This is a genomic window from Streptomyces sp. NPDC104581 (assembly GCF_055583685.1).
In genome coordinates this window covers 65,494-90,590 of record NZ_JBVJNN010000018.1, presented here as the reverse complement: position 1 = coordinate 90,590, position 25,097 = coordinate 65,494, and the positions used below count along the sequence as shown (strand labels likewise).

The window sequence follows — 25,097 nt, the reverse complement described above, 5'->3', positions numbered from 1 at the left end:
CGTCCAGCGTACGGGCGAACGCGGCCTCCTCCCTCACATACCGGGTCCCGCGCCCCGGCGAGCCCTGCCTCACACCCCCAGCTCGGCGGCGATCCGGCCGCTCTTGACGGCCGTCACCAGCTCCGCGTGATCCGCCTCGGTCCGGTCCGCGTACGCCACGGCGAAGGCCGCGACCGCCTCGTCCAGCTTCTCGTTCTTGCCGCAGTACCCCGCGACGAGCCGTGGATCCACGCTGTGCGCGTGCGCCCTGGCCAGCAGCGCGCCGGTCATCCGCGCGTAGTCGTCGACCTGGTCGGCCGGGAGCTCGGCCGGATCCACACTGCCCTTGCGGTTCCTGAACTGCCGCACCTGATACGGCCTGCCGGCCACCGTCGTCCAGCCCAGCAGATTGTCGCTGACGACCTGCATCCGCTTCTGCCCGCGCACCACCCGGCGCCCCTCGTGCTCCACGACCGGAGCCTCGAAGCCCGCCGCCGCCAGATGGGGCACCAGCGCCGACGTCCGCGCCTCCTTCACCTGAAGCACCAGCGGCTCGCCCCGGTGGTCCAGCAGCAGCACCACGTACGACCGCGTCCCGACGCTGCCCGTGCCGACCACCCGGAACGCCACGTCATGGATCGCGTACCGCGCGAGCAGCGGCAGCCGGTCCGGCGAGAGCGTGCCCAGATAGTCACCCAGCGAGGCCGCGACCGCCGCGGCCTCCCCGTCCGGCACCCGCCGCAGCACCGGCGGCGCGTCGACGAAGCGGCGCCGCGCGGCACCCGCGCGCCCGCTTCCCCCGGCCCCCCCGTCACCGTCCACGATCTCCGTCGACTTGGCGGCGAAGCGCGCGCTCGTGTTCTTGCGTGCCTTCTCCGACACCCGCTCCAGCGTCCCCATCAGGTCGCGGGCGTCGGTGTGGGAGACCAGTTCCTCGTCGGCGATCGCGTTCCACGCGTCCAGCGCCGGCAGCTTCGCCAGCAGCCGCATCGTGCGCCGGTAGGCACCCACGGCGTCCTGGGCACCGCGGCGGCACGTGTCCTCGTCGGCACCGGCCTCACGCGCGGCGAGCACCAGCGAGGTCGCGAGCCGCTTGACGTCCCACTCCCAGGGGCCGACGACCGTCTCGTCGAAGTCGTTCAGATCGATGACGAGCCGGCCCCGCGCGTCCCCGTACAGTCCGAAGTTCGCCGCGTGCGCGTCCCCGCAGATCTGCGCCGCGGCGCCGGTCACCGGCGTCCCCACCAGGTCGTGCGCCATCAGTCCGGCCGCGCCCCGCAGGAACGCGAACGGCGTCGCGGCCATGCGGCCCACCCGCAGCGGCGCCAGCTCGGGCACCCGGTCCCGGTTCGACTCCTCGACGGCCCGCACCGCGTCCGGCCGCGCGGCCGGGAGCACCAGCGAATCGTGCGAAGACCTCGGAACCCGCTCCCGCAGGGCCTTCCCCGCGGCCTTCGGCGTCCCCCGCCCACGGCCCGCCCCCGCGCGCCCCGCGAACCCGGGCACGACCGGAATGCGCTCGTCCGCCATCACCGCACCGGCCTCGCCCATGGCGCGCCGCCTCCCCCGCACTCGTCCGACATCAACCGCCCATGACGTTACCGCCGTGCCCCGACAACCGTCGCCCCCTGTGGACAACCCGCGAAAGCCCAGCTCCCACCGCCCGGACAGCCCTCATCGCCCCCGGTCGCGGAGGCGCCCGATCGCGGAGGCGCCGGACAGTCGCCGGGGCCAGGACACCCGCTAGCCGTGCTCCGTGCAGCCGCTGTCGCCCGCCAGGTGCTTCTCGGCCCACCGCCCCAGCTCCCGCAGCGCGGGCTCCATCGCCGCCCCCGCGTCGGTGAGCCGGTACGCGACCCGCAGCGGCGGCCCCTCGTCGACCTCGCGCACCACCAGCCCCGCGCCCGCCAGCTCCGTCAGCCGGTCGGACAGCATCCGCTCGCTGATGCCGGGGATCGCCCGCCGCAACTCCGCGAAGTGCACGGGCCGTTGCATCAGGACGGACACGATCAGCCCGGTCCATCTCTTGCCGAACAGTTCGAAGACGCGCGTCATCCCCACGTCCACCGGCTTGCACGGATCCCCGTTTCCCTCCATGGCACCCAGAGTACTGCGAAGCCATGAGGTGATGAAAAAAAGTAAGCTCCTGTGTTATCAATAGTCACGTACGAAAATGCAGACCCGGCATCGGTCGTCCGCCGTGCCGAGACCCACCCCTTCCGTTCCTCATGGAGACCCTCATGGCCACGCTGCTGCACATCGACTCCGCCGTTTCCCCCCAGGGATCCGCCTCGCGCGACGTCACCGCCGCCTTCGTCGAGAGCTGGCGGGAGCAGCACCCCGAGGGCGAGGTCGTCTACCGCGATCTCGCCGCGGCGCCGCTGCCGCACCTGGACATCGCCGCCGCCGCGGCGGGCGCGGGCAACGCTCTGCGCGCCGAACTCGCCGCCGAGCTCGCGGCCGCGGACGCCGTTCTCATCGGCGCCCCGATGTACAACTTCACGATTCCGTCCACGCTGAAGGCATGGCTGGATCACGTGATCATCCTTGGCTACAACGCCCTTGAGGAGAGCCCCGTCACCGGCACGCCGTTCACCGTCGTGGCCAGCAGGGGCGGTTCGTACGTCGCAGGCACCCCGCGCGCGGACTTCGAGTTCGTCCAGAACTATCTGGAGAAGGTGCTGACCGGCATGTTCGGCGTCAAGGACGTCGACTTCATCGTCCCCGAGCTGACCCTCGCCCACTCCGTGCCCGCCATGGCCGAGCTGATCCCGCTCGCCGAGGCGTCCCGCGCCAGGGCGCGGGAAGAGGCCGCGCAGAAGGCCAAGGCCCTGGCCTCCCGCTTCGCCGCCTGACCCGGCCCGCGCACCCCGGACCCGGACCCCGGCCCCGCACCGGCACCCGCACCCGGACCGCGAACGGCACACACGGCCGGCACAGCCCGACCCGCACCCCGAGCAGTACGTGTGCGGGTCGGATCGTGAACGCACGCCCCCGCCCGGTGACATGCGTCACCGCACACGCCGGACCACGCGCACCGCGCCCCGCCCCGCTCGGGGTCCACAACAAGCCAAGTCGCGGCACGGTACGCCGCACCGGACCAGGGCATACGAGAAACGGGCCTCCGCCAGGACTTTCGTCTCTGGCGGAGACCCGTTTCGTCGGTTCTCCTGGTGCGCGAGGGGGGAGTTGAACCCCCACGCCCTTTCGGGCACTGGAACCTGAATCCAGCGCGTCTGCCTATTCCGCCACCCGCGCATTGGGTGTGCCGTCCGGCCTCTCACCTGCTGGTGTGATCGCCTGGCGACATCGAAAAGATTAGCACGCTGCGGAGCGTGGAATCACATCCGTTTTTCTCGGCGACCCGGCCGGGGAACAAGCAACCTCGAGCGGCCTCCCCCCACTCCTCCGGAGTGCACCCCGGGTGCGGGACACTGTCCTGAGGCCGCCTCTACGATCCGTGTGAGAGGTGACACTCATCGACGGGGCAGACAAGGGGAACCAGCCGATTTCCCGACGCGTGGATACGATCAGTAAGCAGTACCAGGACGGCAACGACGGAGGAGGTGCCCCATGGGAGTCCTGAAGCGCTTCGAGCAGCGACTCGAAGGTCTGGTCAACGGCACCTTCGCGAAGGTGTTCAAGTCCGAGGTGCAGCCCGTGGAGATCGCCGGCGCCCTTCAGCGTGAGTGCGACAACAACGCAACGATCTGGAACCGCGAGCGGACCGTCGTCCCCAACGACTTCATCGTCGAGTTGAGCGCGCCCGACTTCGAGCGCCTCAGCCCGTACTCGGGTCAGCTCGGCGACGAACTCTCCGGGCTCGTCCGCGACTACGCGAAGCAGCAGCGCTACACCTTCATGGGCCCGATCAAGGTCCATCTGGAGAAGGCCGACGACCTCGACACCGGTCTGTACCGGGTGCGCAGCCGCACCCTGGCGTCGAGTACGTCACAGGGACCCGAGCACGGTCCCGGCCCCGCACCCGGCGGGCCCCCCGCGGCCCCGCCCTCCGGTGGTTACGGCTACCCGCCCTCGTCCCCGCCCCCCATGCCGCCGTCGCCCCCGCCGGGCGCCGGGCGGCCGGGACAGCCGGCCCAGCCCTCGACTCCGCCCCCGGGCGCGATGCCGGGCACCCAGGTCCGCCGGTGGATCGAGATCAACGGCAACCGCCACCAGATCTCGCGCCCCACGCTGGTGCTGGGCCGCAGCACCGACGCCGACGTGCGGATCGACGACCCCGGTGTCTCCCGTCGGCACTGCGAGATTCGGACCGGAACGCCCTCGACGATCCAGGATCTCGGGTCCACCAACGGCATCGTGGTAGACGGACAGCACACCACCCGCGCTACGCTCCGCGACGGCTCGCGGATCGTCGTGGGCCAAACCACCATCGTTTACCGGCAAGCCGAAGGGTGAAGCGGGGGCAATGTCAGAGCTGACCCTGACGGTCATGCGGCTAGGTTTCCTAGCCGTTCTGTGGCTGTTCGTGATTGTGGCCGTCCAGGTCATTCGGAGCGATCTGTTCGGCACGCGTGTCACGCAGCGCGGCTCACGCCGCAACGCCGACACACGGCCGCCGCAGGGCGCCGCCCGCCAGAACGCGGGACCGCCCGCGCAGCGGCAGCAGGGCGGGCGCCAGCGCCGTGGGGCGCCCACGAAGCTGGTCGTCTCGGAGGGGATCCTCACCGGCACCACGGTGGCCCTGCAGGGGCAGACCATCACCCTGGGCCGGGCGCACGACTCGACGATCGTGCTGGACGACGACTACGCGTCCAGCCGGCATGCCAGGATCTACCCGGACCGAGACGGCCAGTGGATCGTCGAGGATCTCGGGTCCACCAACGGCACGTATCTCGACCGGACCCGGCTCACCACGCCGACACCGATTCCGCCCGGCGCGCCGATCCGCATCGGCAAGACTGTCATCGAGCTGCGGAAGTAGTACGACAATGAGCGAGCGGAGCGAGCGAGCCGCGGCGGTCCCGACGTGGGACCGCAGGCTCCCGACCGGAGGGTGGGCAGTGTGGCTCGAGACCGGCTGGCGCCACATTCGGCTGGCGAACCGACAGGAGAGGCGCGCATGAGTCTTTCCCTGCGCTTCGCCGCCGGGTCGCACAAAGGCATGATCCGGGAGGGGAACGAGGACTCCGGCTACGCCGGTCCCCGGCTCCTGGCCATCGCCGACGGCATGGGCGGCCAGGCCGCCGGTGAGGTCGCCTCGTCCGAGGTGATCTCCACGCTCGTGCAGCTCGACGACGACGTGCCGGGATCGGACATCCTCACCTCGCTCGGCACGGCGGTCCAGCGTGCCAACGACCAGCTGCGTGTGATGGTCGAGGAGGACCCCCAGCTGGAGGGCATGGGCACCACGCTCACCGCCCTCCTGTGGACGGGCCAGCGCCTCGGCCTGGTGCACGTCGGCGACTCCCGCGCCTACCTCCTGCGCGACGGTGTGCTCACCCAGATCACCCAGGACCACACCTGGGTGCAGCGCCTCGTGGACGAGGGGCGCATCACCGAGGAAGAGGCCACGACCCACCCGCAGCGCTCCCTGCTGATGCGGGCGCTGGGCAGCGGCGACCATGTCGAGCCCGATCTCTCGATCCGTGAAGTCCGCGCGGGCGACCGGTACTTGATCTGCTCGGACGGTCTCTCCGGCGTCGTCTCGCACCAGACGATGGAAGAGACCCTGGCGAGCTACCAGGGCCCGCAGGAGACCATCCAGGACCTCATCCAGCTCGCCCTGCGCGGCGGCGGTCCCGACAACATCACCTGCATCGTCGCCGACGTCCTGGACGTCGAGTCCAACGACACCCTGGCCGGGCAGCTCAGCGACACCCCGGTCGTCGTCGGCGCCGTCGCCGAGAACCAGCAGCTGCACGCCGCCGAGAGCGACCCGTCGATGCAGACGCCGGCCGGCCGCGCCGCCGGTCTGGGGCGCCCCGTACCGCAGCAGCACCAGCCCCCTCCGGGGGGCTTCGGCCCGCCGGGCAGCGGTGACGGAGCCGGTTACGGCGGCATGCCGCCGGACGCCGGCTTCGGGGCTTACAGCGACGAGGACTTCGTCAAGCAGCGCTCCGGCCGCAGGTGGTTCAAGCGGTCCTTCTACATCGTGCTCGCGCTGGCGGTCGTCGGCGGCGGGCTGTACGGCGGCTACCGCTGGACCCAGACCCAGTACTACGTCGGGGCCAACGACGAGCACGTCGCGCTCTACCGGGGCATCAGCCAGGACCTGGCGTGGGTCTCGCTGTCGAAGGTCGAAGAGGACTTCACCAAGATCGAACTCAAGTACCTGCCGCCGTACCAGCGCAAGCAGGTCGAGGACACGATCGCCGAGGGCAGCAAGGCATCCGCGCACACCAAGATCGAGGACCTGTCCAAGCAGGCGGCGGCGTGCAAGAAGGACGAACAGCGCCGTGAGTCCGAGCGCGCGGCGAACGCGATCACCGGCGAGGGCGAGGCCGGCGGTACGACCGGGACGAAGCCGCAGACCGGTAGCGACAGCACCATCTCCAAGCCAGAAGCGCTGAAAACAGCGACTCCCTCTCCGGGCCCCAGCCTCTCGGAGGAGGAGCAGAAGCTGGCCTCGAACTGCGGTAAGCAGTAGCCGGCCGTAGGGGGCCTTCACCACCATGAGCGTTGTCACCAACACGACCACCATCGGCGCGATCGAAGCACCGAGCCGCCGCAACACCGAGCTCGCGATGCTCGGCTTCGCCGTCGCCATCCCGCTCTTCGCCTACCTGAACGTGGGGCTGGCCCTCGACGGCACCGTGCCCAGCGGCATGATCGGGTACGGCCTGGGCATCGGGCTGCTGGCCGGTGTCGGCCATCTCGTGGTGCGCAAGTTCGCCCCGTACGCCGATCCGCTGCTGCTGCCGCTCGCCACGCTGCTCAACGGCCTCGGTCTCGTCCTCATCTGGAGGCTGGACCAGTCGCCCCGGCTGATCGCCCGCGCCACCAACCTGTACGGAGCGTTCTCACCGGACGCTCCCAAGCAGCTGATGTACTCGGCGATCGGGATCGCGCTCTTCGTGGCCGTGCTGCTGCTGCTCAAGGACCACCGCATCCTCCAGCGCTACACGTACATCTCCATGGCCGTGGCCCTGGTCCTGCTGATCCTGCCGATGTTCTTCCCGGCGAGGAACGGCGCGAAGATCTGGATCAGCCTCGGCCCCATCAACGTCCAGCCGGGAGAGTTCGCGAAGATCATCATCGCGATCTTCTTCTCCGGCTACCTGATGGTGAAGCGCGACGCCCTGGCACTGGCCAGCCGCCGTGTGATGGGCATCTACCTGCCGCGCGGACGTGACCTGGGACCGATCCTGATGGTCTGGGCCATGTCCATCCTGATCCTGGTCTTCGAGACCGACCTCGGCACCTCGCTGCTGTTCTTCGGCCTCTTCGTGATCATGCTGTACGTCGCCACCGAGCGCACGAGCTGGATCATCTTCGGTCTGGTGATGTCGGCCGCGGGCGCCGTCGGTGTCGCCACGTTCGAGCCGCACGTCCAGCAGCGCGTCGAGTTCTGGCTCAACCCCTTCGCCCAGGCCACCTGGGACCAGAGCGAACAGGTCGGCCAGGCGCTGATGTCGTTCGGCGCCGGCGGCACGCTCGGTACCGGACTCGGGCAGGGCAACTCCGACCTGATCGGCTTCGCGGCCAACTCCGACTTCATCCTCTCCACCGTCGGCGAGGAGTTCGGGCTCGCGGGCACGATGGCCTTCCTGCTGATCTACGGCCTGATCGTGGAGCGCGGCGTACGGACCGCGCTCGCCGCCCGGGACCCCTTCGGCAAGCTCCTGGCGATCGGCCTCTCCGGCGCCTTCGCCATCCAGGTGTTCGTCGTCGCGGGCGGCGTCATGGGCCTCATCCCGCTGACCGGTATGACGATGCCGTTCGTCGCGGCCGGTGGTTCGTCGGTGATCGCCAACTGGGCGCTGATCGGCATCCTCATCAGGATCAGCGACACCGCGCGCCGCCCGGCCCCGGCGCCCGCCCCGTCACCCGACGCCGAGATGACCCAGGTGGTCCGACCGTGAACAAGCCCCTGCGACGCATCGCGATCTTCTGCGGACTGCTCGTCCTGGCCCTGCTGCTGCGCACCAACTGGCTCCAGTACGTGGAGGCGGACGAGCTGAACAGCCACGAGCGCAACCGCCGCGTCCTGATCGAGCGGTACGCGACCGAGCGCGGCAACATCGTGGTCGACGGCAAGCCCATCACCGGATCGGCGAAGACGAAGGACACCGACTTCGCGTTCAAGCGGACCTACCTCGACGGCCCGATGTGGGCACCGGTCACCGGCTACGCCTCGCAGGCCTTCGGCGCCTCGCAGATCGAGAGCATCGAGGACGGCATCCTCACCGGCAACGACGACCAGCTCTTCTTCGACCGCACCATGGCGATGTTCACCGGCGACGAGGCCAAGGGCGGCAATGTCGTCACGACCCTCAACGGCGCCGCGCAGAAGGCCGCCTTCGAGGGGCTGGGCAAGAAGAAGGGCGCCGTCGTCGCGCTGGAGCCCGGGACCGGCAAGATCCTCGCGCTGGCCTCCACCCCCTCGTACGACCCCTCCTCCTTCGCCGGCTACGGCGCCAAGGACGAGAAGTCGTGGAACACGCTCGGCAAGGACGCCGACAAGCCGATGCTGAACCGCGCGCTGCGCGAGACGTATCCGCCCGGCTCCACGTTCAAGGTCGTCACGGCCGCCGCGGCGCTGGAGCACGGTGTCGTCGACGACATCGACTCGAAGACCGACTCCCCGCTGCCGTGGACCATGCCGGGCACGACGACGGAGCTGGTGAACGAGGGCAACATCCCCTGCAAGGACGCCACGCTCAGGGAAGCGCTGCGGGTCTCCTGCAACACCGTCTTCGGCAAGCTCGGCTACAACGTCGGCAAGGACAAGATGCTGGAGACGGCGAAGAAGTTCGGCTTCAACGCCGAGCAGTTCGTCCCGGTCCGCGCCAACGCCTCGATCTTCCCCGAGGAGCTGAACGACTCGCAGACCGCGCTCTCCTCCATCGGCCAGTTCGACACCCGCACCACCCCGCTCCAGATGGCCATGGTCGCCTCCGCCGTCGCCAACGACGGCAAGCTGATGAAGCCGTACATGATCGACCAGCTGGAAGCGCCGAACCTGGACGTCATAAAGAAGACCGAGTCCGAGGAGATGGGCCAGCCCCTCAGCCAGGAGCACGCGCAGATGCTCCAGGAGATGATGGAGACGGTCGTCGACGAGGGCACCGGCAGGAACGCGCAGATCCCCAATGTGACCGTCGGCGGAAAGACCGGTACGGCGCAGCACGGCGAGAACAACAGCAAGAACCCGTACGCCTGGTTCATCTCCTACGCCAAGGGCGAGAACGGGTCGCCGGTCGCGGTCGCGGTCGTCGTCGAGGACAGCGACGCCACCCGCGACGACATCTCCGGTGGCGGTCTCGCCGCCCCGATCGCCAAGGACGTCATGAAGGCCGTGATCGACAGCAAGAAGTAGTCAGGACGTTCCCCCCGGTGGCCCGGACAGCTGTTGACGCTGGCCGGGCCATCGTCGGACCCGGGCCGGAACACCGGCCCGGTGGAGGGCCCCGCAGTGACCTGGCCCACCTTCCGGGCGGCGAGCGATAACGACCGATATGTGACCATTCAAGTACCAGTCCTGTATCAGCTACCAGGGACGGTCGGACCGGATGCGGCGTGCCCGGTAGCGTATGCGCGAACAGCACACCGCCGGACCGCACACCGGTGCGGTCGGGACAGACGGAGAGGGCTGGAACAGTATGGAAGAGCCGCGTCGCCTCGGCGGCCGGTACGAGCTGGGCTCGGTGCTCGGCCGTGGTGGCATGGCCGAGGTGTACCTCGCGCACGACACCCGGCTCGGCCGCACCGTCGCCGTGAAGACGCTCCGGGCCGACCTCGCCCGCGACCCGTCCTTCCAGGCCCGGTTCCGCCGAGAGGCCCAGTCGGCCGCCTCGCTCAACCACCCCGCGATCGTCGCCGTCTACGACACGGGCGAGGACTACGTCGACGGGGTGTCCATCCCGTACATCGTGATGGAGTACGTCGACGGGTCCACCCTGCGTGAACTGCTGCACTCCGGGCGCAGACTGCTGCCCGAGCGCACGCTGGAGATGACCGTCGGGATCCTCCAGGCGCTGGAGTACTCGCACCGCGCCCAGATCGTCCACCGCGACATCAAGCCGGCCAACGTCATGCTGACGCGCACCGGCCAGGTCAAGGTCATGGACTTCGGCATCGCCCGCGCCATGGGCGACTCCGGCATGACGATGACCCAGACCTCCGCGGTCATCGGCACCGCCCAGTACCTCTCCCCCGAGCAGGCCAAGGGCGAGCAGGTCGACGCGCGGTCCGACCTGTACTCGACCGGCTGTCTGCTCTACGAGCTGCTGACCGTGCGCCCGCCGTTCATCGGTGACTCACCGGTGGCCGTCGCGTACCAGCACGTTCGGGAGGAGCCGCAGGCCCCGAGCACCTTCGACCCCGAGATCACGCCCGAGATGGACGCGATCGTGCTGAAGGCGCTCGTCAAGGACCCGGACTACCGCTACCAGTCCGCGGACGAGATGCGCGCCGACATCGAGGCGTGCCTCGACGGTCAGCCCGTCGCGGCCACGGCGGCGATGGGCGCGGTCGGCTACGCGGGCGGCTACGGCTCCGACGACCAGCCCACCACGGCGCTGCGCACGGCCCCGCCCGGCGGCGGCCAGACGTCGATGATGCCGCCGGTCAACCCCGACGACGGGGGCTACGGCAACTACGACGACCGTCCCGACCGGCGCCGGCAGAAGAAGTCCAACACCTCGACGATCCTGCTGGTCATCGCGGGCATCCTGGTGCTCGCGGGAGCCGTCCTGATCGGCAAGGCGGTCTTCGGCGAGGACTCGGGCGGCTCGGAGCAGGTCGCCGTGCCGCAGCTCGTGGGGGAGACGCTGAAGGACGCGAAGGTGCTGGCGGGCAACGCGTCGGTCGAGGTCGCCCAGTCCGGGACGGAGCGCTGCGACCAGCCCAAGGGCGCGATCTGCTCCCAGAGCCCCGAGTCCGGCGGGGAGATGAACCAGGGCGACACCATCCAGGTCGTCGTCTCCGAGGGCGCGCCGAAGGTCCAGGTGCCCGACGTCGCGGACGAGACCGTCGAGGACGCGACGAAGACTCTCCAGGAAGCCGAGTTCAAGGTCGAGACCAAGCAGGTCGAGAGCGACCAGGACCCGGGAACTGTCGTCTCGCAGAAGCCGGCCGGCGGCTCCGAGGCGGAGAAGGGCGCGACCGTCACGCTCTCCGTCGCCAAGCAGGCGCAGCAGACGGTGCCGTCCGTCGTCGACCAGAACTTCGACGCGGCGAAGAGCCAGCTCGAAACGCTCGGCTTCACGGTCGCGCGGACCGAGGTGGACTCCGAGAAGCCGGCGAACACCGTCGTCGGCCAGACCCCGGAGGGCAACGCCAAGGCGGCCAAGGGCAGTCAGGTCACGCTCCAGGTGTCGAAGGGTCCCGCGCAGCCGGAGAAGGTGAAGATCCCCGGTGACGTCGGCGGCAAGACGGTCGCCGAGGCGAAGGCCCAGCTGGAGGGTCTGGGGCTGGTGGTCGCGCTGGCGCCGAACTCGCCGGACGACCCCAACGCCCGGGTCCTCGCCACCAATCCGCCGGGCGGCCAGGATGTCGACAAGGGCAGCACGGTGACGCTGTTCGTCGCCCCAACGGGCGGCGGCGGCAACAACGGAGGCGGGGACAACGGGGGCTTCATCGGCGGCCCCGGCGGGAGAGGCGACCAGGACTGAGGTCGCCTCCCCCCAGGGAGAGTCACCGTCGAACGGCGAAAGCCCCGGCATCCTGAAGAGGACGCCGGGGCTTTCGCCGTGTCACGGGCCGCTCGGACCCGCCGGTGCCGCGAGGGCTCAGCCGGCCCGGAGCAGCTCCGGCGGCTTCGTCCGCTCCGCGTCGACCTTCTCGGTGCGCTCCAGCTCGGCCCAGACGATGTAGCGGTAGTCGGAGGTGTAGACGGGCGTGCACGTCGTGAGGGTCAGATAGCGGCCGGGCTTCTTCTTTCCCGACTCCTTGGGAACCGGCTGGAGCACGTCCACGTTGTACTTCGAGGTCTTGGGGAGGTCCTTGAAGACCTTGTAGACGTACCAGTTGTCCTTCGTCTCGAAGACGACCGAGTCACCGGACCTGAGCTTGTGGATGTTGTGGAACTTCGCGCCGTGCCCGTCGCGGTGCGCGGCCAGCGAGAAGTTGCCCGTCCTGTCCTGGGGCAGCGCGGACTTCACCGGGTCGGTGTAGTAGCCGGCCACGCCGTTGTTGAGGGACTTGGGGTCCGTGCCCTTCTTCACGAGGATCTCGTCGCCGGTCATCGCGGGCACGTGCAGGAAGCCGATGCCGTTCTTCACGTCGAGGGCGCCGGGGCCGCCGCGGCCGTCGGCCCAGCCGTCACGGACCTCGTTGCCCTGCTTCGTGGCCTCGCGGTCGGCCAGGACGTTCGTCCACCACAGCGAGTAGACGACGAAGAGACCGAGTACCAGGCCCGCGGTGATGAGCAGTTCACCGAGGACACTGATGGCGGCGGCGGCCCGGCCGCGCCTCGGGCGGGCCGGTGTCGCGGGGGGTTCGGCGGCCGGACTCGTGACCGGGGCGGGCTCGGACTCCGGCTCCGGCTCCGGCTCCGGCTCCGGAGTGCCGGTATCCGGCTCGGCATCCGGCTCGGCCACGCCAGTTGTCGTGGATGTCGCGGATGTATCGTTTTTTCCTTCTGCTCCGGGTGTGCTCGCACGCCCGTCGTCGTGCCCTGTTCCCGCTGCCACAGCACCCGTCCCCTGGTCCCTGGTCTCCGCCGCGATCCGTTCAGCCGACGAGAGCGTCGGGCTTCCCCTTGCCCCGTGGCCGTTCCTCAACCATCTTGCCCCACACGATCATTCGATACGTACTGGTGAATTCCGGCGTACACGTGGTCAACGTGATGTATCTCCCGGGTTCGGAGAATCCGGAGCCGGGCGGCACGGGCCCGATCACACCGATGTTCGACGGCGCGGTCTGCGGGAGGATGCTCGCCATGTCGTACGTGAAGTAGGAGTCCTGCGTCTCCACGACGATCTTGTCGCCGGGCTTCAGCCGGTTGATGTACCGGAACGGTTCACCGTGGGTGTTGCGGTGTCCCGCGACCGCGAAGTTGCCCTGCTTGTCGGACGGCATCGCCGTCTTGAGCCGGCCCTCGGAGTAATGGCCGACCATGCCGCGGTCCAGGACCTTCGCCTTGTCGATGCCCTCGGCGATCGGCACGACGACGTCGAGCTTGGGGATGTGCATGATCGCGAACCCCTGGCCGGGCTCGAAGGCTCCGGGCTGACGGCCCTTCGCCCAGCCCTCCTGGATCTTGTCCGCCTCCTTGCCCGCGTAGAGATCGGCCTGGATGTTCGTCCACCAGAGCTGGTACGCGACGAACAGCAGCATCAGCACGCCGAGGCTGATGAAGACCTCACCGACCGCGCGGCTGAGGATCACTCCCGGACTGTCCTTGAGGGCACGGGCGGCGCGGCGCGCCTCGACGCGGGAGAGGGGCCTGACGGGCGCTGAGGCGTCCGGGGTGCCCTGGGGGCGTCCGGGACCCTCCGAGCGCCTGCGACCGCGCCCACGGCCCCCCTTGGCCGCCCTACGGCGCTCCGCACGGCCTCCGACGGCCGGTCCCGGCGGCGCCGGGCGCGGCACGTCCTGCGCGTCGACCCCCGAGACGGTGGGCAGCAGGGCCGTGGCGTCCTCGGCGCCCCCGGCGCTCGCGTGGGTGCGGGAGGTGTCCTCCGTACGGAGCCCGGCGGCCCCGTCGCCCCGGACGGGGGCGGGGGCGGCGACGTACGGCTGGCCGGGGGCGGTACCGGGGGCGGGCGAGGCCGCCGCACCGGGCGTCGCCCTGGGCTCCGGCACGGGCGCGGACGTGTGCGGTGCCGCCCGCACCGACTCGGGCGGAACCTGCGAGGCCCAGTCCCGCCCGTACTGGGCGGGCGTCCGCTCCGCGTACGGATACGGCCCGTAACCCGACCACTCCCGCTCCGCCCGCGGCGGCCCCGATATCCCGTCCCCCGCCGCCGCCCAGGGGCCGGGCGCGGGGGAAGGCGAGGCGTGGGAGGGGTGCCGGGGAGGCGGCGGGGCGCCCTGCCCGGGGAGCGGATCGTTCAGCGGATCCGCGAGTCCGTCCACCGCCGCCTCGAACGCGCCCGGTTCCTCGTACGGTTCCCGCTGCTCGTACGAGGCGCCGTGTCCCGCGTCGTGTTCGGGGCGGAGTGCGGTCACGCGACCGCCTTGCCCACCACCGGCGCCAGGCCCGCCGAGCGGGCCACGGCGCCCGGATCACCGCACTGCGCCAGCCAGTTGGCCAGCATCAGGTGACCGTGTTCGGTCAGGACGGACTCGGGATGGAACTGCACGCCCTCGACGGCCAGTTCCCGGTGGCGGACGCCCATGATGATGCCGTCGGCCGTGCGCGCGGTGACCTCCAGCTCGTCGGGCAGCTCCGCGGGCTCGGCGGCGAGCGAGTGGTAGCGCGTCGCGGTGAAGGGCGAGGGCAGCCCGGCGAACACGCCCTTGCCCTCGTGCGTCACCAACGAGGTCTTGCCGTGCAGCAGTTCGGGGGCGCGGCCCACCACACCGCCGTACGCCACCGCCATCGACTGCATACCGAGGCACACGCCGAAGACCGGGACGCCGGCCGAGGCGCAGTGGCGCACCATGTCGACGCAGACACCGGCCTGTTCGGGCGTGCCGGGCCCGGGGGAGAGCATGACGCCGTCGAAGCCGTCCTGGGCGTGCGCCGTCGAGACCTCGTCGTTGCGCAGCACCTCGCACTCCGCGCCGAGCTGGTACAGGTACTGGACGATGTTGAAGACGAAGCTGTCGTAGTTGTCCACGACGAGGACACGGGCACCGCTCATGACCTGCCTCCCGCCGCGCCGGTCACCGTGGCGTCCCCGAAGGGGAGGATCGGCTCCGCCCACGGGAAGACGTACTGGAACAGCACGAAGACGACCGCCAGCGCCAGCACGAGCGCGATGGCCGCCCGCACCCACACGTTGCCCGGCAGATGCCGCCAGATCCAGCCGTACATGCTGTCCCTTTCCGTTCCGTACTCGATCCGCGCCCGCACCGGCGGACCGGCGTGCGCGACACCGGACCAGACTAAGGGGCCGGGGGGTCACGTGGGCGGCACACGGGCCAGGTGTGCCGTTGCCCTCCCTTCTTAGGAAAGGGCGGCCCGTGTCTCAGGGAGGGCGGCCGGACCGGGCGGTTCCGGGCGGGCTATTCCACCGGCTTCGCGTAGTGGAGGTCCACGGTGCCCGTGTAGCCGGGGAGGGTGGTCTCGCCGTGCTCGTCGACCTTCCACCCGAGCCCGTACGCGTCCACGTACAGCTGGTAGTTCTGGATCGCGGGCGAGTCCGCGAGCGCCTCGCGGAGCCTGTCCTGGTCCCCCACCGCGGTGATCTTGTACGGCGGCGAGTAGACGCGGCCCTGGAGGATCAGGGTGTTGCCGACGCAGCGCACCGCGCTGGTGGAGATCAGCCGCTGGTCCATGACGCGAATGCCGCTCGCGCCGCCCTGCCACAGCGCGTTGACGACGGCCTGGAGGTCCTGCTGGTGGATGACCAGGTCGTTGGGCTGCGGCTCCGGGTACCCCGGATTGGCCGTGGCGTCCGGCGGGGCGTCGTCGAGGGTGACGGTGAGGGCCCGGCCCGAGACCTTCTTCGTACCGGCCGCGTTCTCCAGACCGCGCAGCTGGGCGTCCTCGGCCTCCGTGGAGCCGGCGTCACGGCTGGCGAGGCTGTCGACGTTCTTCCGGACGGCCCCGGTGGACTCCTCCAGCGCGGCGTTCCTGTCGCTGCGCTCCTGGATCAGGTCCGAGAGCTTGAGCAGGGAGTCGTCCGTACGGAGGTTGGTGCCCTTCGCCGTGTTGAAGCTGGTGACGAAGATGAGACCGGCCAGGGCGAAGACCCCGGCCGTGAGCAGCCGGACCGGCCGCCAGATCGGTCGGCGGACCGGCCCTTCGGGGGAGTCGGCAGAATTGCTCAACGTACCCTTATCTCCTTAGGCGCCACGGAAGCACTACGCTAACGGACGCCCGGGAGAGCCGGCGTTCCCCCTGCTTCTCACCCCCGGCACACCGTTTCAGTTACCTGCGCGGTCACGCAGCGCATCGACAGGAGAGTCCCTCGTGCCGAAGTCACGTATCCGCAAGAAGGCCGATTTCACGCCGCCTCCCGCGGCGAAGCAGTCGACCACCATAAGGCTGTCCAACCGGAGCTGGGTGGCGCCGGTCATGCTCGCCCTGTTCCTCATCGGGCTGGCCTGGATCGTCGTCTTCTATGTGACCGAGGGCTCGCTGCCGATCGACGCCTTCGGCAACTGGAACATCGTGGTCGGCTTCGGCTTCATCGCCGCCGGCTTCGGCGTCTCCACGCAGTGGAAGTAGCGGCGGCCCGCGTCAAGCTCTGCCCAGAGACTTATCCACAGTGCTGTCCACAGCCGGGGGAAAAGGTCAGACCATCTGTGGATAACTCCACGACAGGTTGACGCCGGTGTGACTGGAAGACCCGCCTCGGCCGATGTGATGAAGCGTCTCGCCCCTTGTCCCTGCTGGGAAAACCCAGATCAGCGACAAGGGGCACTGATGTTCCACACAGAATGCACAAGATCCGGCACACGCTGTGGACAACTGTGCGCTTCGAGGGGCTCCGGCGGACTTCGGGCGCCCTCTCGGGTGTCTCAGGTGAGCTGGCCGGTCCTGATCACGACGATCGCCACGGTCGCCAGCAGCACCACCGCGCACGTGCCCCACTGGACCAGCGCCCGGCGCTCACGCGGCGCGTGCACGAGGCCGACGGCGATCGCCGTACCCGCGACCAGACCGCCGACATGCGCCTCCCAGGCGATCCCGGACCAGGTGAACGTGAAGAGCAGGTTCAGCGCCAGCAGCGCGAAGACCGGCCTCATGTCGTAGTTCATCCGGCGCATCAGCACGGCGGTGGCGCCCAGCAGGCCGAAGATGGCTCCCGACGCACCGAGCGACGGCTGGTTCGGCGCCGCGATCAGATAGGTCAGGGCGCTGCCGGCCAGCCCGGAGATCAGGTACAGCGCGAGGAAGCGCACCCGTCCCAGCGCCGCCTCCAGCGGACCGCCGAGCCACCACAGCCCCAGCATGTTGAACGCGATGTGCCACACGGCCTGGTGCAGGAACACCGACGTGAGCAGGCGGTACCACTCCCCGTCGGCGACGCCGACGATCTGGCCGATGTCGGTGTTGAAGGCGAGCCCGATGAGATCCAGCTCACCCACGACGCGCTGCTCACTGGCGAGGACGGCGACGAAGACCGCGAGATTGAGCCCCAGCAGGATCTTCGTGATGAGACGGGGATCGGCGGCGATGGTGCCGCCGGCGATCGTGCGCGGCCGGGTGGAGGTCGGGGACATGCCCGAGCCGTTCGCCTCCCGTACGCAGTTCGGGCACTGGAATCCGACGGAGGCACTGATCATGCAGTCCGTGCAGATGGGCCGCTCGCAGCGGGTGCAGCGGATGCCTGTCTCACGGTCGGGGTGCCGGTAACAGTGGGGTGTCGCGTCGGCTGCGGGCCGGTCCGGGCCCCCGGGCTGCTGGTCCATCGGTCCCCTCGGTGCTCGTTGCGGCGGGAGGAGCACAGCGCACCGCCCTCCCCGTCCGGTATGTAACCACTACGGACGGGCAGGGCGGGATGGTTCCCCGAACGGGAATCCGAGACGTCGTGACGCGTCCGATGATTCAGCGGGACTCGACGACGACCGACTCGATCCTGACTTCCTCGACCGGGCGGTCGGTGCGCGGGTTGGTCTGGGTGGACCCGATGGCGTCCACGACCTTCTTGCTCGCCTCGTCGGTGACCTCACCGAAGATGGTGTGCTTGCGGGTCAGCCACGTGGTGGGCGCCAGGGTGACGAAGAACTGCGAGCCGTTGGTGCCCGGTCCCGCGTTCGCCATCGCCAGGAGGTACGGCTTGTCGAAGGCGAGGTCCGGGTGGAACTCGTCCTCGAACTCGTAGCCCGGACCGCCCGTGCCGTTACCCAGCGGGTCCCCGCCCTGGATCATGAAACCGCTGATGACGCGGTGGAAGACCGTGCCGTCGTACAGACGGTCGCTGGACTTCTTGCCGGTCGCCGGGTTGGTCCATTCGCGCTCGCCCTTGGCGAGCTCCACAAAGTTCTTGACCGTCTTCGGCGCGTGGTTCGGCAGGAGCCGGATCTCGATATCGCCGTGGTTGGTCTTCAGGGTGGCGTAAAGCTGCTCGGCCACGATCTGCCTTCCGTGAGTCTGCTCTGACCCTGTCGATCCTCGCACGGACGGCGGGCCGGCCGTCCGCCCCGTACCCCTCAACCGCTCCTCGGGTCCGGTGACGGGGAATCAGCGGCCGTCGTCGGGGCACAAGCGGGGCGGACAGGGCGTTGACCCGGATGCCCGCACCGCATGCCGGTCCGGCGTGCGGCAGGCATGATTTCGATCTGGGTGGACAGGCGGATCTTTGTCCAGTTAACGGGGGAAACCCCCAACCCCCTGACCGCCACCGAGGAGGAGGATCCTGTGACCCGCATGGACAGCGTGCGCGCCGCTACCGATTCGGCGAGGGAGAGCGTGCTGCACGCCGCGGAAGCGGTGGCGCCCTACGCCGACACGGCCAAGGAACAGGCCGCGTTGTACGCCGAAGAGGCCCGCGTCCGGCTCGCACCGAAGGTGTCGAAGGCCGCGAAGCAGGCTCGTGTTCAGTACGGCGCGCACGTGGCGCCGCATGTACCCCCGAAGGTCGACGAGGCCGCACAGCGTGCCGCGGCACGGACGCGGAAGGCCGCGCGTCAGGCCGCCGGCTACACGGTGCCGCGCGTCGAGCACGCGGTATCCGTCGCACAGCCGGTCGCCGGTGAGGCAGCGGCACGTTCCGCTGCCGCCATCGCCGCGCTGCGCGGTCAGATCACGGTGAAGGAGGTCCAGAAGCTTGTGAGGAAACATGAGCGACGGGCCAAGGCCGGACGGCTCGCCAAGGGCCTGGTGGTCCTCGGTGTACTGACCGGTGGCGCTTTCGCCGCGTGGAAGTGGTGGGACAAGCAGGCCAATCCCGACTGGCTGGTGGAGCCGCCCGCCCCTACCGAGGTCTCCGAGCACAACGCGACGCTGTCGTCCGTCGACGGCAGCCAGGGTGCGCTCGACCCCGAGGTGCAGGCCAAGCAGGCGGAGGAAGAAGAGGCGAGGAATCGCGACGACCGCCCGTGACGGGTGATCGGTGATCCGATGGACGGGTGATCCGCGGGACCGTGGTGCTCTCGCCGTACGACGACTGTCGCGGCCGGCGCAGGTGATGCGACGGCCCGGCCGGTCCGGTACGGCGGGTACCGCGTGCTCCGCGGGTGATTCGGGTACTGCCGGTGATCCGGGTGCCGCGGGTGACGCCGGCCGGTTCCGCCGCGGTGGGTACCGCTACGGCTGAGGCGGTGTCAGGCACGCCCCGCGTGGCGCGGGCGCCGTCTGCCGCGACACTGACACGGTCCGCGAGGCGCGCACCGTACGTGGTGCGGGCGCCGTACGTGCCGTACGTGGTGCGAGCGCCGGGAATCCTGACGGAATCCCGGTTCCTCACGCCGCCGCCGCCAGCGCCGCGTCGGCCGCGCGCTCGTTGTCGCGTGCCACGGCGGCGTCCGTACGGGTGTCGACGGGCAGGCGGCGGACCGAGGGTGACGAGCCGTGAGCCTCCGCGCGGATACGCTGCTCGATGGTCGGCGGGCGGGAGGTGTTCGCCGGCCGCGCGCTGTCCGGCAGGGCCCGTGCCCGCTGCACAGCGGGTGCCTCCTCCGCACCTCCTCCCCGCGACTCGGCGGTCACCGGGGAGCGGTCGCCCTTCGCGGGCTGCTCGGCGGGCTGCTGTACGGCGGCGTCCGCCGCGGCGGCGGGGGCGGTCAGCCCCAGGGTGGCGAGCACCGCGAAGAACGCGGTCAGGAAGACGGTCCACAGATTCTTGACCTTGAAGGCGGCCATGGCCCCTCGCTTTCAGGTTGCGCTCGGGTTGAGCGATCTACATACCTTCCTCATGATGTGTACGCATCTCGGGAATCGAGGGACCAACGCCGTCGCTGCGCAGTTCTTCTGATGAACACCACCCATACGGTGCAACGAGTGCGGTTAATCGTTTGTCGTGCCGCGTCAGGCGGCCGTCCGGCCCTCCCGAAAGTAGAGCGAGCGTTCTATCCAGTAGGCTTCCGCCGTGAGGACGGCGGAGCAGAACCACACCGCGGACGCGGAACGCCCGGTCGGCACGCGCGAGAGGATCGTCCGGGCCGCCTCCCTGCTGATGCGGCGCCAGGGCTACGACGGCACGGGGATCAAACAGATCTCCACCGAGGCCGGGGCCACCCTCGGTTCGGTCTACCACTTCTTCCCCGGCGGGAAGCGGCAGCTGGCCGTCGCCGCGATCGAGCACGGGGACCGGGAGTTCGCCGACGAACTGCGCCACACCCTCGACGGCGCCGCGGACCCCGCCCAGGCGGTGATCGACTGCGCGCACCGCCTCGCGGAGGGGCTGCGCGAGTCCGGCTGGGTCGAGGGCTGCCCGGTCACCTCCACCGCCCTCGGTACGGCGGGCCCCGCACCCGACATCCAGGAGGCCGCGGCTGCCGCGTTCGCGAACTGGCGCGACCTGGTGTACGCGCGACTTCGCCGCGCCGGCGTCGCCGAGGAGGACGCCCACGATCTCGCCCATACGGTGATCAGCACCCTGGAAGGCGCCGAACTGGCGGCCCAGGTGTCCCGCAGCGAGCGCCCGCTGCTGACCGCCGGGCGTCACCTCGCCCAGCTCATCGGCCTCTACGCCCCCACGGCGGAGGATTCCTGAGGTCACGTCAGTCCATTGGTGCGACGCCCGGCAGATCCCCGTCACCCGGTCCCGGCCATGGGCCCACCGGTTGGGCCCGAACGGCCGGGACGAGCGCGCGGTGGGCCCACCGGGCCCACTGATCCGAAGAGGTCGCCGGCCGGCCGGCCCGGCGGCCGGCACCGCGGCCCTGGCCGGTTTCGCCCTGGCGCCTCCGCACCCGCCGCCCCGGCACGCCGGCCGCGACCGCCGGCCCCGAAGGCTGCGCGCACCCTCGCAAAAATCCCCTCCGACCCGCGTTTCCGCTGGTCGGAGGGGATTTCAAGGAGTGGAGCCTAGGGGAGTCGAACCCCTGACATCTGCCATGCAAAGACAGCGCTCTACCAACTGAGCTAAGGCCCCGGAAGGGGTGTACGACGGTGCCGCGAGACGTCTCGCCGACCGCCGGGGACCAGAGTACCGGGTGTCCCCCGTGATCTCGCAAAAGGATTGGGACTCCCGGTGCGCGACCCCGCTCCGTAGGATGCCCCAGAGGTTCGCAGCAGCGAAGCTGCCGCCTGGGGAAGCGATGGGGAGACGCGAATGGACGCCGCACAGCAGGAATCGACAGCAAGAGCCAGAGAACTTCAGCGCAGCTGGTACGGAGAGCCGCTCGGCGCTCTCTTCCGCCGACTCATCGACGACCTGGGTCTGAATCAGGCCAGGCTCGCCGCGGTCCTCGGTCTGTCGGCGCCCATGCTCTCGCAGTTGATGAGCGGCCAGCGCGCCAAGATCGGGAACCCCGCCGTCGTCCAGCGCGTCCAGGCGCTCCAGGACCTGGCGGGACAGGTCGCCGACGGCAGCGTCAGCGCCGCCGAGGCGACCGCCAGGATGGACGAGGTCAAGAAGTCTCAGGGGGGCTCCGTCCTGACCGGCACCAGCCAGACGACCAACAGCACCGGTGCGCCGACCGTGCGGCGGGTCGTCCGCGAGATCCAGTCACTGCTGCGGTCGGTAGCGGCCGCCGGTGACATCATCGACGCGGCGGACTCCCTCGCACCGAGCCACCCCGAGCTGGCAGAGTTCCTCCGGGTGTACGGAGCCGGGCGCACCGCCGAGGCGGTCGCGCACTACGAGGCGCACCAGAACTAGGCCGGAGCCGGGCACGGCAGGCACGACACAGAACGCGGCCGAGGGCGACGGTCCGCCGGACAGGACGACTGGGAGCGAGCGCGGCGCAATGGGTGAGGTCTTCGCTGGTCGGTACGAGTTGGTCGACCCGATCGGACGTGGCGGTGTGGGCGCCGTCTGGCGTGCCTGGGACCACCGGCGGCGCCGGTACGTGGCGGCCAAGGTGCTCCAGCAGAGCGACGCCCACACGCTGCTGCGTTTCGTACGCGAGCAGGCCCTGCGGATCGATCACCCCCATGTGCTCGCACCGGCCAGCTGGGCCGCCGACGACGACAAGGTCCTGTTCACCATGGACCTGGTGGGCGGCGGATCACTGGCCCATCTGATCGGCGACTACGGCCCGCTGCCCCCGCGCTTCGTCTGCACCCTGCTCGACCAGCTGCTCTCCGGTCTCGCGGCGGTGCACGCGGAGGGAGTCGTCCACCGCGACATCAAGCCGGCCAACATACTCCTGGACGCCACCGGGACGGGCCGGCCGCATCTGAAGCTGTCGGACTTCGGTATCTCCATGCGCAAGGGCGAACCGCGTCTGACGGAGACCAACTACGTGGTGGGCACGCCCGGTTATTTCGCACCGGAGCAGATGATGGGCGCGGAGCCGGACTTCCCCGCCGACTTCTTCGCCGTCGGCCTGGTCGCGCTCTATCTGCTCCAGGGCCAGAAACCCGACTCCAAGGCCCTGGTGGAGTATTTCACCGCGCACGGCACCCCCGGAGCGCCGCAGGGGATTCCCGAGCCGCTGTGGCAGGTCCTCGCCGGACTGCTCCAGCCGGATCCGGACGCCCGGTTCCGTACGGCGACGGGGGCCCGCAAGGCGCTGACGACCGCCGCCGAGATGCTGCCAGACGAGACGGACGACGACGAGCCCGTCGAGGTCTTCGACCAACTCGGGCCGCTGCCGAGCCCGTTCGGCCCCGAGGGGCCCGTCGCGGCCCCGGGCTCGGGCCGGCACGCCCTCAAGTCGCCGTCGTACGCGAACGAGCCCACCGGTGACATCACGGGCGCCACTCCGCCCGACCCGGGCGTCACGGGCGTCACGGGCGGGGCCGCCGGGGGAGCGGCCGGCGACCCGGCGGGCGGCCGGCCGGACGGCGTGACCGGCGGACAGCCGCAGCCCGGCCCGCGGACCTCCATGTCGGAGACGGGCAGCTTCCACCTCCCGCCGCCGCCCCAGCCGGACCCTCACCAGCCATCACCACAGCAGCCCTACCAACCCCCGTCCGGGCCGCACCCGTCGCAGCCGTCCCCGCCCACCGCCTCCCGCACCGCGCCCGCGCATCCGCTCACGCCCCCTCCCTCCGCCGCGCCCGATCTGTCGCAGGCACCCACCACCTCGGTGCCGCACGACCTGCCGCACACCCGTCGGTACACCGCTCAGCAGCCCGGGGTTCCCACCCAGTACCCACCGGCCCCGTACGCTCCCGTCGCCCCCGCCGCACCCCCGGCTCCCCGCGCGTTCGACGACACGGCGCCCGCCCCCGCCTCGCGCGGACGACGGCCGGGACCGCCACCCAAGGTGGCGATCCCGGTCCTGCTGCTCGCGCTGGTCTGTTTCGGTGTGGGGTTCTGGGCCCTCTCCCAGATCTGACGGGCCGCCCCGCCGCTTCCGCCGCTTCCGCCGTTCCGCTACCGCCCCGCGTCCCGGCGCCGAGCGAGCAGCGCCCATCCCCCGAGCCCCAGTACCAGCACCGTCCCCGTACCGATCCCGCCGGCCGCGACCAGCGTCATCGTGCCGCTGTCCCCGGCGTCACCCGGGCTCTCGCCGCCGGCGCCGTCCCCGTCCGGCACGGTGAACTCCCCGGCCGGCCCCGCGTACTCCGGTCCGTCCACCGCCGTGCCTTCGACATTCACACGCACCGTCAGGCTGTACGGCCCCGGCCCGAACTTCTCGCCGACCTCCGGGTTGAGGCTCACGCGCAGGTAGTACCAGCCCGCGAAGCGCATCGCCTTCTTGGCGGGGGTGGAGCTGAAGCGGTTCCCGTGGTACACGGGTGGCGCCGGATCCGTCGACGTCCCCTTCGGCTCGCCTTTGTACGACATCGTGTCGGTGCTGTCGACCAGCCCCCTCGCCGGGTTGTACACGGCGAGGGACATCGCTCCGGTGACCAGGCCGCTGCCGTCCGAACCCCCCAGCTCCGCGGCGGCGAACAGCTGCTGGCCCCAGTCGACGGGCACCCGGTAGAAGAGGGATTCGCCGGGATCGATCTCCGCCGTCCACTCCCCGTCGCCCAGGGTCGTGGCCGCGCTGAAGCCGGCGCCGCCCGCCCGTTCCCCGGTGCCGCCGGACGGCGGCCCGGGGGAGGCGCTCGGCCAGGCCTCGGGAGCGTCGGCGGACCCGCCGGCCTTCACCGCGGGCTCGGACAGGAACCGCAGTTCCAGGTCCCACGGTTCCTGCGAGGACATCGGCTTCGACTCCCTCTCCAGGACCACGTAGTACGTACCGGCCCCCCGGCAGGCCCCGTGTTGCTTGCCGGTGAGAGTCCGGGACACGTACGCGGTCAGCGGCTGGGGGTAGTCGCCCGTCGGCAGCACCCTGGCCTGCTCCGAGTCGCAGTCCTTGCCCTCGCCGTCCTGCATCCTGACCGTGATCTTGTCGCCGTAGTCCAGCACCGAATCCAGCCCGGGCACGGCGGTCGCCGACACGTACGCGTTCTCCGCGTCGTCCAGTTCGAGCTGGTAGTAGAGCTTCTTGCCCGGCTCGATCGAATACCGGTACGTGGAGCCCTCGTCGAGCTGCCCCGCGTCGCCGGTGCCCGTCCCGCCCTCAAGAGTCCGGGCGTCCTTGTCGATCTCGTACGCGGTCGGCCTCCCGGCGGCCGCGGCCGTGCCGGACAGTCCAGGCAGGCCGGTGAGGACGGGGCCGCCGGACGCCCCCGGCTGCGCCACCACCGCGCACATCGCCGCCGCCGCGACCAGCGCGACCCGGCCCCTGCTGCGCAGCCTCTTCACGAGCGTCCCCTTGTCGTCCGGCGGCCCCGCCGCCCACCACCAACAGCCCGCCCATCCTGCCCCGCCGGTCCGGCCCGTGTCTGCGCGGGCAGCCGATCCGTAACGCCCCCATCACCCGCG

At 70.6% G+C, this 25,097-nt stretch carries 23 protein-coding genes and 2 tRNA genes; 12 read left to right on the top strand and 13 right to left on the bottom strand.

The genetic code is table 11. The annotated features are described in order from the left end of the window. Nucleotides 1–69 precede the first annotated feature (69 nt). Together ACZ61E_RS17205 and ACZ61E_RS17200 are read right to left on the bottom strand one after the other, a co-directional pair. Entirely contained in the window at nt 70–1,530 is a 1,461-nt protein-coding gene (locus ACZ61E_RS17205) for a DUF2252 domain-containing protein (RefSeq protein WP_469700440.1), read from the bottom strand. Between the two features lie 192 nt (nt 1,531–1,722). Then, on the bottom strand, nt 1,723–2,076 hold the full coding sequence (locus tag ACZ61E_RS17200; RefSeq protein WP_469700439.1) for a winged helix-turn-helix transcriptional regulator: 354 nt from the start codon (nt 2,074–2,076) through the stop codon (nt 1,723–1,725). Between the two features lie 143 nt (nt 2,077–2,219). Here ACZ61E_RS17200 and ACZ61E_RS17195 point away from each other — a divergent pair, with 143 nt between their 5' ends. After that, complete coding sequence (locus ACZ61E_RS17195) at nt 2,220–2,834, top strand: FMN-dependent NADH-azoreductase (RefSeq protein WP_469700438.1); 615 nt, start codon at nt 2,220–2,222, stop codon at nt 2,832–2,834. Between the two features lie 316 nt (nt 2,835–3,150). Here the strand turns inward: ACZ61E_RS17195 and ACZ61E_RS17190 are convergent. After that, nucleotides 3,151–3,237: transfer RNA gene (locus ACZ61E_RS17190), tRNA-Leu, on the bottom strand. A gap of 315 nt (nt 3,238–3,552) precedes the next feature. On the opposite strand from ACZ61E_RS17190, the gene ACZ61E_RS17185 reads away from it, so the two are divergent. From ACZ61E_RS17185 to pknB, 6 genes are all read left to right on the top strand, one after another. Continuing rightward, nucleotides 3,553–4,398, top strand: coding sequence for an FhaA domain-containing protein (locus tag ACZ61E_RS17185; RefSeq protein ID WP_469700437.1), 846 nt, complete (start codon nt 3,553–3,555; stop codon nt 4,396–4,398). Between the two features lie 10 nt (nt 4,399–4,408). Continuing rightward, complete coding sequence (locus ACZ61E_RS17180) at nt 4,409–4,924, top strand: FHA domain-containing protein FhaB/FipA (protein WP_078076186.1); 516 nt, start codon at nt 4,409–4,411, stop codon at nt 4,922–4,924. Between the two features lie 138 nt (nt 4,925–5,062). Then, nucleotides 5,063–6,589 carry a Stp1/IreP family PP2C-type Ser/Thr phosphatase gene (locus ACZ61E_RS17175; RefSeq protein ID WP_469700436.1) on the top strand — a complete coding sequence of 509 codons (1,527 nt, stop codon included), beginning with the start codon at nt 5,063–5,065 and terminating at the stop codon, nt 6,587–6,589. A 25-nt stretch (nt 6,590–6,614) separates the two neighbouring features. Continuing rightward, on the top strand, nt 6,615–8,024 hold the full coding sequence (locus ACZ61E_RS17170) for an FtsW/RodA/SpoVE family cell cycle protein (RefSeq protein WP_469700435.1): 1,410 nt from the start codon (nt 6,615–6,617) through the stop codon (nt 8,022–8,024). After that, nucleotides 8,021–9,481 carry a peptidoglycan D,D-transpeptidase FtsI family protein gene (locus ACZ61E_RS17165; protein WP_469700434.1) on the top strand — a complete coding sequence of 487 codons (1,461 nt, stop codon included), beginning with the start codon at nt 8,021–8,023 and terminating at the stop codon, nt 9,479–9,481. The genes ACZ61E_RS17170 and ACZ61E_RS17165 overlap by 4 nt, the downstream gene beginning before the upstream one ends. 283 nt (nt 9,482–9,764) lie before the next feature. Continuing rightward, nucleotides 9,765–11,777, top strand: a complete 2,013-nt coding sequence (gene pknB, locus ACZ61E_RS17160; RefSeq protein ID WP_469700433.1) for a Stk1 family PASTA domain-containing Ser/Thr kinase — start codon at nt 9,765–9,767, stop codon at nt 11,775–11,777. Between the two features lie 117 nt (nt 11,778–11,894). On the opposite strand, the gene ACZ61E_RS17155 is transcribed toward pknB, so the two are convergent. The 5 genes from ACZ61E_RS17155 to ACZ61E_RS17135 all read right to left on the bottom strand — a co-directional run bounded on the left by ACZ61E_RS17155 (nt 11,895) and on the right by ACZ61E_RS17135 (nt 16,047). Then, complete coding sequence (locus tag ACZ61E_RS17155; protein ID WP_469700484.1) at nt 11,895–12,554, bottom strand: class E sortase; 660 nt, start codon at nt 12,552–12,554, stop codon at nt 11,895–11,897. Between the two features lie 283 nt (nt 12,555–12,837). Continuing rightward, nucleotides 12,838–14,277: a class E sortase gene (locus ACZ61E_RS17150; RefSeq protein ID WP_469700432.1), complete on the bottom strand. Its 1,440-nt coding sequence runs from the start codon at nt 14,275–14,277 to the stop codon at nt 12,838–12,840. After that, nucleotides 14,274–14,915 (bottom strand): aminodeoxychorismate/anthranilate synthase component II, encoded by a 642-nt coding sequence (locus ACZ61E_RS17145; protein WP_469700431.1) that lies wholly within the window; start codon nt 14,913–14,915, stop codon nt 14,274–14,276. The genes ACZ61E_RS17150 and ACZ61E_RS17145 overlap by 4 nt, the downstream gene beginning before the upstream one ends. After that, nucleotides 14,912–15,088 (bottom strand): hypothetical protein, encoded by a 177-nt coding sequence (locus ACZ61E_RS17140; protein ID WP_469700430.1) that lies wholly within the window; start codon nt 15,086–15,088, stop codon nt 14,912–14,914. The genes ACZ61E_RS17145 and ACZ61E_RS17140 overlap by 4 nt, the downstream gene beginning before the upstream one ends. Nucleotides 15,089–15,279: 191 nt before the next feature. Next, nucleotides 15,280–16,047, bottom strand: a complete 768-nt coding sequence (locus ACZ61E_RS17135) for a DUF881 domain-containing protein (protein ID WP_469700429.1) — start codon at nt 16,045–16,047, stop codon at nt 15,280–15,282. Nucleotides 16,048–16,189: 142 nt separating this feature from the next. On the opposite strand from ACZ61E_RS17135, the gene crgA reads away from it, so the two are divergent. Then, the gene (gene crgA, locus ACZ61E_RS17130; protein WP_147873271.1) at nt 16,190–16,447 is read left to right on the top strand and encodes a cell division protein CrgA; all 258 of its coding nucleotides are present in this window, start codon (nt 16,190–16,192) and stop codon (nt 16,445–16,447) included. A gap of 293 nt (nt 16,448–16,740) precedes the next feature. Here the strand turns inward: crgA and ACZ61E_RS17125 are convergent, their stop codons facing one another. Together ACZ61E_RS17125 and ACZ61E_RS17120 are read right to left on the bottom strand one after the other, a co-directional pair. Beyond that, a complete protein-coding gene (locus ACZ61E_RS17125; RefSeq protein WP_469700428.1) occupies nt 16,741–17,634 on the bottom strand; it encodes a rhomboid family intramembrane serine protease in 894 nt (297 codons plus the stop codon). A gap of 136 nt (nt 17,635–17,770) precedes the next feature. Next, nucleotides 17,771–18,298 carry a peptidylprolyl isomerase gene (locus ACZ61E_RS17120; RefSeq protein WP_469700427.1) on the bottom strand — a complete coding sequence of 176 codons (528 nt, stop codon included), beginning with the start codon at nt 18,296–18,298 and terminating at the stop codon, nt 17,771–17,773. A 285-nt stretch (nt 18,299–18,583) separates the two neighbouring features. Between ACZ61E_RS17120 and ACZ61E_RS17115 the strand changes: the two genes are divergently transcribed. Continuing rightward, nucleotides 18,584–19,267, top strand: coding sequence for a DUF5324 family protein (locus tag ACZ61E_RS17115; protein WP_469700426.1), 684 nt, complete (start codon nt 18,584–18,586; stop codon nt 19,265–19,267). A 360-nt stretch (nt 19,268–19,627) separates the two neighbouring features. On the opposite strand, the gene ACZ61E_RS17110 is transcribed toward ACZ61E_RS17115, so the two are convergent. Then, nucleotides 19,628–20,026 (bottom strand): DUF6344 domain-containing protein, encoded by a 399-nt coding sequence (locus tag ACZ61E_RS17110; protein ID WP_469700425.1) that lies wholly within the window; start codon nt 20,024–20,026, stop codon nt 19,628–19,630. 226 nt (nt 20,027–20,252) lie between these two features. Between ACZ61E_RS17110 and ACZ61E_RS17105 the strand changes: the two genes are divergently transcribed. Further along, nucleotides 20,253–20,879, top strand: a complete 627-nt coding sequence (locus ACZ61E_RS17105; RefSeq protein WP_469700424.1) for a TetR/AcrR family transcriptional regulator — start codon at nt 20,253–20,255, stop codon at nt 20,877–20,879. Between the two features lie 308 nt (nt 20,880–21,187). Here the strand turns inward: ACZ61E_RS17105 and ACZ61E_RS17100 are convergent. Beyond that, a tRNA-Ala gene (locus tag ACZ61E_RS17100) sits at nt 21,188–21,260 on the bottom strand. Between the two features lie 180 nt (nt 21,261–21,440). Between ACZ61E_RS17100 and ACZ61E_RS17095 the strand changes: the two genes are divergently transcribed. Next, nucleotides 21,441–21,989 carry a helix-turn-helix domain-containing protein gene (locus ACZ61E_RS17095; protein WP_078076203.1) on the top strand — a complete coding sequence of 183 codons (549 nt, stop codon included), beginning with the start codon at nt 21,441–21,443 and terminating at the stop codon, nt 21,987–21,989. Nucleotides 21,990–22,077: 88 nt separating this feature from the next. Beyond that, nucleotides 22,078–23,616 (top strand): serine/threonine-protein kinase, encoded by a 1,539-nt coding sequence (locus ACZ61E_RS17090; RefSeq protein ID WP_469700423.1) that lies wholly within the window; start codon nt 22,078–22,080, stop codon nt 23,614–23,616. 38 nt (nt 23,617–23,654) lie between these two features. Here ACZ61E_RS17090 and ACZ61E_RS17085 read toward each other — a convergent pair whose 3' ends face one another. Further along, complete coding sequence (locus tag ACZ61E_RS17085) at nt 23,655–24,977, bottom strand: hypothetical protein (protein WP_469700422.1); 1,323 nt, start codon at nt 24,975–24,977, stop codon at nt 23,655–23,657. Nucleotides 24,978–25,097: the final 120 nt, after the last annotated feature.